Source organism: Agriterribacter sp., from assembly GCF_035444585.1.
GTDB lineage: Bacteria > Bacteroidota > Bacteroidia > Chitinophagales > Chitinophagaceae > Agriterribacter.
Window position 1 is genome coordinate 1 of record NZ_DAOMOZ010000362.1, and the last position, 2,610, is coordinate 2,610.

Annotated in this window: 2 protein-coding genes; both read left to right on the plus strand. The window is 43.8% G+C overall.

From position 1 onward, the window contains the following. Positions 1 to 1,619 (plus strand): 3-keto-disaccharide hydrolase (locus PLH26_RS21480; protein WP_324588065.1); only part of this gene is annotated, 1,619 nt, incomplete at its 5' end. 498 nt (positions 1,620 to 2,117) lie between these two features. Then, positions 2,118 to 2,390: a hypothetical protein gene (locus PLH26_RS21485; protein WP_324588066.1), complete on the plus strand. Its 273-nt coding sequence runs from the start codon at positions 2,118 to 2,120 to the stop codon at positions 2,388 to 2,390. The last annotated feature ends 220 nt before the right edge of the window (positions 2,391 to 2,610 follow it).

Sequence of the window (2,610 nt, forward strand, 5' to 3'; positions counted from 1 at the left end):
CTGTGGATGGATTCATTAAACAGATCAGCATTTCCAAAAATACAGGAGCCCTGAAGCTCATTATGTTGCGTAACGCCATGGACTTTGCCCGCAATGCAGATCAAAGAAAGTCCATCCTGAACGAGGTAGGGAAATGCAAAACATTTCCTGCGTTGTTATACGCCGGCAATTTTTTAGATGACCCCTCACTGCAGCGTGAGGCGGCATCGGCAGTAATAGATATTGCTTTGTCCGACAAATCCATTTATGGGGATAATGTAAAACGCTTATTGGAAAAAACAATGCAGGTTCTGGGAAGCGGCAATGAAAGCCAGTATTTAAAGGAAGCCCTTCAAAAGCACCTGGCAGCTATGCCGCAGGGGCAGGGCTTTGTACCCTTATTTAACGGGAAAGACCTTACAGGCTGGAAAGGATTGGTTGCCGACCCCATTAAACGTGCAAAAATGGATACCGAAACCCTGGAAAATGAGCAGAAGAAAGCCGATGAGATCATGCGTACAGGCTGGATAGTAAAAGACGGCTTGCTGGTTTTCACCGGCAAAGGCGAAAACCTGTGCACAGAAAAAAAATATGGTGATTTTGAAATGTATGTAGACTGGAAGATAACCAACGATGGTGACGCCGGCATTTACCTGAGGGGAACGCCACAGGTGCAGATCTGGGACACTTCAAGAATAGATGTGGGAGCGCAGGTGGGTTCGGGTGGCTTGTACAACAACCAGAAAAACGAGAGCAAGCCTTCCACGCTGGCAGATAATGCCATCGGCGACTGGAATACCTTCCGCATCAGCATGGTGGGCGACCAGGTTACGGTTTACCTGAACGGGCAACTGGTGGTGGATAAAGTGCCTTTAGAGAATTACTGGGATCGTAGTCTTCCGATTTTTCCCGAAGAGCAGATAGAGCTGCAGGCGCACGGCACTTATGTAGCATACAGGGATATATATATCCGTGAAATACCCCGTCCTGAGCCTTATGCGCTCACCGCTGAAGAAAAGAAGGAAGGATACAAAATACTGTTTGACGGTACTGCATTGCACGAATGGGTAGGCAATAAAACCTCCTACATCATTGAAGATGGAAATATAGCCGTATATCCCAAGCGGGGAGGCAATGGCAACCTGTATACAAAAGATGAGTACAGCGATTTTATTTATCGCTTCGAATTCAAGCTTACTCCCGGGGCCAATAACGGCATCGGGATCAGGACCCCATTAACAGGAGATGGTGCTTATGAAGGGATGGAAATACAGGTGCTGGATAATGAGGCTGATATTTATAAGGATCTGAAGCCCTACCAGTATCACGGTTCGGTATATGGTATCATAGCTGCCAAACGTGGCTTTTTAAAGCCCATGGGCGAGTGGAATGAAGAGGAAATATATGTTAAGGGTAATCATATAAAAGTAACCTTAAACGGAACGGTTATCCTTGATGGCGATATTGCCGAAGCCAGTAAGAACGGCACGGCGGATCACCGCGATCACCCCGGACTGAAACGCAAAACCGGCCATATCGGGTTTTTGGGCCATGGTGATACCCTGTTTTTCAGAAACATCAGGATAAAAGATATGAGCCAGCCTGCAGTTGTTCCCGCAAAGGGGAAAAAGAAAAAATAAGACGGTTAGTTAGTCAGTCCAATGCGCAGCATCGGGGCTGGTTGTATATTGAAAATCAACCCCAGGCATTAAATTCAATATTGAGGAGGTTGTCTTATAAAGGCCGGTATGGAAGATATGCCACAAAGACACTAATACACAAAGCCCTGGTCTTCAGATTTTATTTTCTTTGTGTTCCTGCCTGCCGGCAGGTCAGTGCCTTAGTGGCAAAACATAACTTTTGAGACAGCCCCCTCATTTTATTCGGTAAGAGTAAAGGAGGGTGAAATCAACTATGCGATTCTCAGAGCCTTCAAAAATCTTTTGATACACGTTACAAAATATTATTTTGGAGACAGTCCTGATATTTTTTCAGGCATATAAGCACGGGGTTCCTTTCGGCTTCCAATACGATGTAAAGCCGCTGTTTACCTGGGCTGCAGCCGTTTGATTGCCGCTTACTGCCAGTGAGAAGAAGCAGAAAATTTTCAGAAAAACCACTTCTTTTTCAAAAAAGATTTGGCAGCAACCAAAAGCTGGCTATCTTTGCGCTCCGCTTTTGAAAAAAGGCAGCAGTTCTTAAAAAGCAAAGCAACGATTACGCATAGAGAAAAGGGAAAAAGATTTGGCGGTCTCATAAAACGTCCTACCTTTGCACCCCGTTCAAAAAATACCACGATTTTTACTGATGATTTACCGGAAATGTGCAGAAATAAGCAAGGAAAAAATTTGCTTAAAGAACATGGTAAATGTAACTTTGCAGTCCGGCTATTTTTGAATGTAGTTCTATGATTAATAATATTTTATCTGCCAAAAAAAGCTGAAGAATTCAGTTAAAAAAATTTGGTAAAAACAATAAATCTCTTACCTTTGCCACCCGTTTCAAAACGGCAGTAAAATTACGAGATCAAGATCTTTGAAAGTTTGGAAGCAACAGCATCCCGCAGCAATGCGGGAGTAAGGTAAACCAGCCATAAAATTTGATTTCAAGAGCAATCTTCAAATCTCAACA